Origin of the sequence: Microtetraspora sp. NBRC 13810 (assembly GCF_030268685.1) — a bacterium.
Taxonomy (GTDB): Bacteria; Actinomycetota; Actinomycetes; order Streptosporangiales; family Streptosporangiaceae; genus BSRQ01.
Window position 1 is genome coordinate 43,126 of record NZ_BSRQ01000035.1, and the last position, 6,891, is coordinate 50,016.

Sequence of the window (6,891 nt, forward strand, 5' to 3'; positions counted from 1 at the left end):
ACGTGCCGGCCGCCCCGAGGCTCCTCACCGGGCTGGCGGTGGTGGCGGCCGGGGACGGCCTGGTCGTGACGGGCACCCCGCGCCGGCAGGTCTTCCGCGGCGAGGCCGCGACGCGGGTGCTGCCACGGCTGCTGCCGCTGCTCGACGGGGTACGCGACCGCGGGCAGATCTGCGACGAACTGGACCTCTCCCCCCGGCAACTGGCCAAGGCGATCTCGCTTCTCGACAGGAGCGGCCTGCTGGACCATCCGGGCGCGGAACCCGTCCCGCCCCGCCTGCCCGCCGCGGTGGTCTCGTACTACGGCCGGGTCAAGGACCTGGCGGGCTACCGCGGCACGGGGGAGGTCACCGCCCTGCTGGCCGGGTCCCGCGTCGCCGTCTTCGCGCACGACGCCGTGGGCGCCCGCGTCGGCGCGGACCTGACTCTCAGCGGTGCCGGCGCGGTCAGCCTGGTGCCGGGCACAGCGGACGGCGACCGTACGCTCGCGGAGACCGACTTCGTCGTCGCGGTCGGGACCGGCCCGGACGCCGCCCAGGTGATCGCGTCCGCCGCGCGGGAAGGCGCGGCGCAGGGCGTGCCCGTGTTGCGGGTGCTCCTGGCCGGGGGGCATCTGGAGGTCGGCCCTTACCTGTTCCCGGGGTTCAGCACGTGTGTGGAGTGCCTGGAACGCAGCCGCCGCGAGGCCGCCTGGGACGGCGAGCCGAGCGACCAGGAGACGCCCGACGCGCTGGAGTTCGCCGCCGGGGTCGCCGCCGCGGAGACGGTGTCCATGATCACCAAGGTCGCCGGGATGAGACTGGGGCGGCGGGTCGCCCGGATCTCCCTGCGCGACTTCACGACGGAGCACTTCGTGGCGGCCCCGTATCCCGAGTGCGCGCACTGCGGAGCCGGGCGCGCGCTGTCCCCCGCGGCGGCGGCGATCGAGCAGTACGAGTGGTGGACCCAGCGAACCCCCGCCGTGCTGACCCCCAGGGAGGCCGGGCGGGGGGCCGCCGCGGAGCGCGTCGCCGGTCTGGAGGGCGAACGCCCCCGGCTGTCCAGCCATCCCCGGCGCCCGCTTCCCGGCACCGGCCTTCCGGTCGGCGGGACCTTCGGCCGGGAGGAGGCCGGGCAGCGGCCGGAGACGGCCGACGAAGAGGTCCTCGGCGAGTTGCTCCGCCGCGTGGGCGGCCTCAGGCGGGACGACGGCGCGGACAGGATGCAGCGCTGGACGCCGACCGGCGGCAACCTCGGGTCGGTGGAGCTGTACCTGCTCCGGGAGGCGGGTTTCCCCGGCCTGCCGGGCACGCTCTTCCGGTACGACGATCTGGGACATGCCCTGACGGCGGTCCGCCCCGACGCCGTCACCGCCGCCGGCCTGCTGGCCGGAACCGACCTCCGGCCCGCCGGGTACTCCACCGTGGTGGTGCTGGTCGCCGCCCACGCGCGCAACGCAGGTAAGTATCAGCACTCGCACCGGTTGGTCCATCTGGACGCGGGCTGCGCCGTGACCCAGCTCGACACCGTGGCGGCGGGTTACGGCCGGCACACCCGGTGGGCGCGGAGCTGGGACGAGCGGGTGGCGGAGGTTCTCCGCCTCGACCGCCGGGACCAGTTCGTCACCGGGATCGCCGGTATCGGGGACGGGCACGACAGGCGGGACGGCGGGGAGTCGGCATGCCTCTGATACGCGAGGACGAGTTCACCCGGTCCGTCGACGACCTGGTGCGGACCAGGTCGCCGCTGCCCCCCGCACCCCCCGGCCCACGCCTCTGCGCGGAAACCGGCCCGGCCCACCCGGCGGCCGGCGGGGGTCTCCCGGACACCCCGCCCCACCCGGCGACCGGCGGACGTCTTCCGGACAGCCCGGCCCACCCGGCGGCCGGCGGACGTCTTCCGCTTGAGGAGGTGCTCCGGGGCCGCCGCTCGGTACGCGCGTTCACCGCCGAGCCGCTGCCGCTGGACACCCTGACAGCCGTGCTGGGCCTGGCCGAGCACTCCTACCTGAGCAGGCACGCGCCGGGCGGGCCGCTCACCACCCTGCTGGCGCTCCGCCGCGTGGGTGGCCTCGCCCCCGGCCTGTACCACCCGTCACCGTCGGGTGCGTACGCCGAACTGCCCGAGTCGCCGCCCTCCGCCGACTGGCCCCGGGCGTTCGCCGACGCGCCGGCGCTGATCTTCATCGGCGGCGCGGTCGTGGCGGCCTCCGGCGACTCCTACGGCGGGCTCCTCGTGCACGCGGGCGCGCTCGGGCACACGATCTGGCTCGCGGCACGCACATACGGCCTGGACTGCTCGGTGTTCGGCCAGCCCGACTCCGGCGTGACGCGGGCGATGCGGCGGCACGATCCCGGTGTCCGGCACCTGTTCACGGTCGCGCTCGGCCGCCGGCGGGCCGGCGACTCATGACGATCTCGGCACAGCGGGGTGACGGCACCGCGGCGCAGGCGGTCACCACCTGGGACACCGCCCGCTTCATGGCGGCCCGGCTGCGGCCCTACCGCGGGCACACCGCCCTCGCGCTGCTGATCGTGCTGCTCCGGGTGGGCCTGGGCGTCCTCAATCCGCTGGCCCTGCTGGTGCTGCTCGACCGGGCGCTGCCGCAGCGGGACACCGAGCTGTTGCTGCTGCTGTGCGGGGGGCTCGTCGTCCTGGGCGGCGTCGCCAGCGCGCTGAACGTGGCCGAGGCGGCGATCACGAACTGGATCAGTCAGCGACTCGTGGTGGACCTGCGGACAGAGGTGTTCGACCGGGCCCACGCGCAGCCGCTGGAGTTCTTCGCCGCGCGAAGCGCCAGTGAGCTTCAGGCGCGGCTGGTCAGCGACGTGAACGGGGTGGACCGGTTCTTCAGCCAGACCGTACGCTCCGTCGTGGCCGCGATCGCGCACGCCGCCACGGCCGCCGTCGCGATGGTCGTCCTCTCCTGGCCGCTGGCGGTGGCGTCACTCCTGCTGACCACGCTGCTGTCGCTGCTCAACAACAGGTTCGCCCGGCGCCGCCGGAGCCTGGCCGCCGAACGCCAGCGGCACATCACCACGATGATGCGCCATGTGTCCGACGCCCTCTCCCTCAACGGCACCGTGCTGGGCCGGACCCTGGGGCGTACGGACCGGCAACGGGACCAGTTCACCGGCGTCTGCGAGTCGATCAGTGACACCACGATCCAGCAGCGCGTCATCGGCGCCAGGACGCTGACCTTCATCGGCTTCTGCTTCGCCGCCATCGCGCCGATCATCTACCTGGTGGCCGGGCTCTACCTGCCCGAACTGTCGGTCGGCACCCTGGTGGCGCTGGTCATGCTGCAGATGCGGCTGTCGGACCCGATGCAGACGCTCCTCGCCTTCAGCGCCCAGATCCAGGCGTCGGTGGCGACGTTCGAGCGGATCATGGAGTACACGAACCTGCCCGCCCACCCGCTCCCGCCGGTGCGCAAGGCGGCCGGCGGCCCGCCGGCGGCCCGGGTGCGCGGCCTCCGCTTCCAGTACGCCGGCGCGAACCGTCCAGCCCTCGACGGGATCGACCTCGATCTCGCCCCCGGCGAACTGCACCTCGTGGTCGGCCGTACGGGTTCGGGCAAGAGCACGCTGGGCTCGCTGCTCGCCGGCCTGCTCCGGCCCGCGGACGGGGTCGTCACGGTGGACGGCCTGCCGGCCGGCCCGGAATCCCTCCTGGAGCAGGCCACCCTCGTTCCGCAGCAGACGTCGTTCCTCAACGCCACGCTCAGGGAGAACCTGGAGTTCGCCGGGGACGACGTCCCCGAGGCCGAGATGGCACGAGCACTGCGGGCGGCGTGCCTGGACGACCTGGTCGCGTCCCTGCCCGACGGACTCGACACGCCCATCGGAGAAGGCGGTCACCAGTTGTCCGGGGGCGAGCGCCAGCGGCTGGCGATCGCGCGTGCGCTGCTGGCCGGCGGCCGGCTGTTCATCTTCGACGAGGCCACCAGCGCGCTCGACGGGATGACGGCGCAGCGCGTGCACGACGCCGTGCGGTCCGCCTACCGGCACCACACGCTCGTGGTGATCGCCCACCGGCTGCCGCGGCTGGCCGCGGAGGACCGGGTGCTCGTGCTCGACCGCGGGCGCATCGCCGAGCACGGCACCCACGAGGAGCTGCGGTCGGCGGGCGGCGCCTACGCGGCGATGCTGGCCGCGCAGGAGGCGCCGGCCGGCGGCGGACGAATGCCGTCACGTACCGGAGAGAACACGCTGAACCAGGAGGAGGAGATCGATGGGGGTCGGCGGAATCCTGCCGGATCTCGGAGTGGGACTCGGATACCGCTCACAGCTGCACGATCGGATTCTTGAGCACGAACACGAGATCGACTGGCTCGAAGTCATCACGGACGGTTACATCGGCGACCCGGCGGGGCTACGGGACCTCCAGTGGCTGCGGGAGACCTTTCCCATCGTCCCGCACTCCCTGGAGATGTCGGTCGGCTCCGAGGAGCCGCTCGACGAGGACTATCTCGACGGCGTCGCGGCGGTGGCCGACGCCGTGGACGCGCCGTGGGTGAGCGACCACCTGTGCTTCACCCGCGACGGCGGCATCCACCTGGACAGCCTGGCGCCGGTGCAGCGCACGTACCGGCAGGCGCGGCGGATCGCCGAGAAGGCCCAGCGGATACAGGACAGGCTCGGCCGCAGGTTCCTGCTGGAGAACATCACCTACTACGTGGACCTGCCGGGTGAGCTCACCGAGGCGGAGATGATCTCCGAGGTGATGCGGCACTGCGACTGCGGGATCCTGCTGGACCTCAACAACGTGGCCGTCAACGCGCGCAACCACGGCTACGACCCGTTCCGTTTCCTGGACGCGCTGCCGCTGGATCGGGTCGAGCAGGTGCATCTGGCGGGGAACACCGCCGCCGAGGGCCCGGACGCGCTCCAGGTGGACAGCCATGACGACGCCGTGAGCGACGAGGTGCTGAGGCTGCTCGGCCACCTGCTGGACCGGCAGCATGTCAAGGGGATCCTGCTGGAGCGCGACGACAACTTCCCCGACGACTTCGGGGAGATCGTGGGCGAGCTGCGCCTGGCCCGGTGGGTCGTGCAGTCCGGGCCGGCGCGATGAGCACGCCGCAGGGAGCGCAGGCCCTGCTCGCCCGGCTGCTGGCCGAGCCGGCGCTCCTCGCCGACGTCCGCGCGGCTCCGGAGGCGTTCGCCGCCCGCTACGGCCTCTCCCCCGCCGACGTCCGCCGGCTCTGTGCCGCCGGTGCGCCGGGGCTGAGGATGACGGGGCTGGTGACGCGCCTGAAGAAGTTCGAGGTGGCCGAGGTCGCGCTGCCCGCCACGCTGACCCTGTGCCGCGCGGCGTGGGACGACGAGACCATCTTCGGCCGCTGCCTGGTGGGGGCCAGGATGACGACCCTGCCAGGAGTGATCGACGCCGCCGTACGGCTGGGCGAGCTGGTCACCGGGACCACCCCCGCCGCCGACCTTCCCGTCGTCCGGGACCTGCTCCGGTACGAGGTGCTGCTGCACGAGGTACGCGGGCGGGCCCGGGAGGAGCACTCCGGCCGGGCCGCCGCCCATCCGGCCCTCGGGCCCGGGGTGACCGTGGAGACCTTCGACTGCCCGGTCACCCAGGTCCAGCGGCGGGTGATCGACCGTGTTCCCTTCGACGACCTGCGGGAGCGGCGCACCCACTACGTGTTCGCCCCCGGTTCCGGCACCAGGGTGCTGGCCCATCGCATCCCGGCCGCCCTCCGGACTCTCCTCGCCCACTGCGACGGTTCGCGGCCGGTCACGACTCTGGGCCGTACGCTCGGGATCCCCGCCGAGTCGGTGCGACGCGCCCTGGTGAACCTGCGGGCCAAGGGCGTCGACATCACGTTCGGCACCTGCTGACGGACCGGGGATCGAACGGGTTATCCACAGTTTCCACAGACTCGTACACAGGTTCGACCCTCGACCGGCTACCGGCCGGGCCGGCCGGTAGCCACGAACACGATCGGCGCCCCCGTCCCGTAGTCCTCGTACGACAGCCGGGTTCCGTCGGTGGCCTCGAAGTACGGCATGGTCATTTCCTCCGTTATATGAGGTTTGCCGAGTTTGCGACGTTCGAGAGGCTGGCAGCCGGCCGGTAAGCGGGTCGATCACCTCCCAGGTAGGCCCGAGGAGGCCACGCGTTGGCAATGCGGCGCCACCAGCAGGTATGGTCGAAACGTCATGGCGCAGACGCAGACCGTGACCTCCACACCCAGTCCAGCCCGACGACACCCTCCGCACCGAGTCCTGGGGCCCTCACGGCCCGCCGGCCGAGGGGGGCCGGAGGATGAACGCGAACCACAGAACCTCGATCACCGCCCGGATCACGTTGTTCACCGGCATGGTGGCCGCTCTGCTGTCCACGCTGCTGGCCGTCGTGCTCATGGTCGCCATCCACCGTTTCGCCACCGGCGCGCTCATCAAGGAGGTCCGCGCCGCCGGCGGCCGGGTCGCCATGAAGGTGGAGGCGGGCGACAGGGTGGAGTTCCCGCTCGCGCGGAGCCAGTCGCGCAACCTTCAGATCGTCGACCACGAGGGGCGGGTCGTCGCCTCCACCATGGCGCTGCGCGGCAAACCGCCCATGACGAAGTTCACGCCGGGCGTCCAGAACATCAGGGACGCGGTCGTCTGCGACGGGGTCTTCGGACCCGGCCGGTGCGACGTCGTGGTCGCGCAGTCGGCCCACCGTCCCGAGGGGAACTGGATCGTGTACGCCGCCTCGCCGACGATCCCGCCGGGGGTGGACCCCTGGCTGGCGGCGCTGGTCGGCGAGTCCGCGCTGTTGCTCGCCGTGACGATCACCTGCCTCGGTCACCGTGTCGTCGCCGCGTCGCTGCGCCCGGTGAACGCCATCCGCACCGAACTCGACGACATCATCGCCACCAGCCCCGGCCGCCAGGTCCCGGTCCCACCCGGCGACGA

General features: G+C 73.0%; 5 protein-coding genes and 1 pseudogene. All 6 read left to right on the plus strand.

The window, feature by feature from the left end; all coding sequences use genetic code 11:
* The first annotated feature begins 2 nt into the window (after positions 1–2).
* Entirely contained in the window at positions 3–1,667 is a 1,665-nt protein-coding gene (locus QSK26_RS40100) for a TOMM precursor leader peptide-binding protein (protein ID WP_285780612.1), read from the plus strand.
* Positions 1,658–2,389: a nitroreductase family protein gene (locus tag QSK26_RS40105; protein ID WP_285780613.1), complete on the plus strand. Its 732-nt coding sequence runs from the start codon at positions 1,658–1,660 to the stop codon at positions 2,387–2,389. Before QSK26_RS40100 ends, QSK26_RS40105 begins: the two co-directional genes overlap by 10 nt.
* Positions 2,386–4,287, plus strand: coding sequence for an ABC transporter ATP-binding protein (locus tag QSK26_RS40110; protein ID WP_285780614.1), 1,902 nt, complete (start codon positions 2,386–2,388; stop codon positions 4,285–4,287). Before QSK26_RS40105 ends, QSK26_RS40110 begins: the two co-directional genes overlap by 4 nt.
* Complete coding sequence (locus QSK26_RS40115) at positions 4,211–5,053, plus strand: MbnB/TglH/ChrH family RiPP precursor modification enzyme (protein ID WP_285780615.1); 843 nt, start codon at positions 4,211–4,213, stop codon at positions 5,051–5,053. Before QSK26_RS40110 ends, QSK26_RS40115 begins: the two co-directional genes overlap by 77 nt.
* Entirely contained in the window at positions 5,050–5,829 is a 780-nt protein-coding gene (locus QSK26_RS40120; RefSeq protein ID WP_285780616.1) for a hypothetical protein, read from the plus strand. Before QSK26_RS40115 ends, QSK26_RS40120 begins: the two co-directional genes overlap by 4 nt.
* Before the next feature lie 427 nt (positions 5,830–6,256).
* Positions 6,257–6,891: pseudogene (locus QSK26_RS40125) on the plus strand (hypothetical protein); the annotation flags it as partial.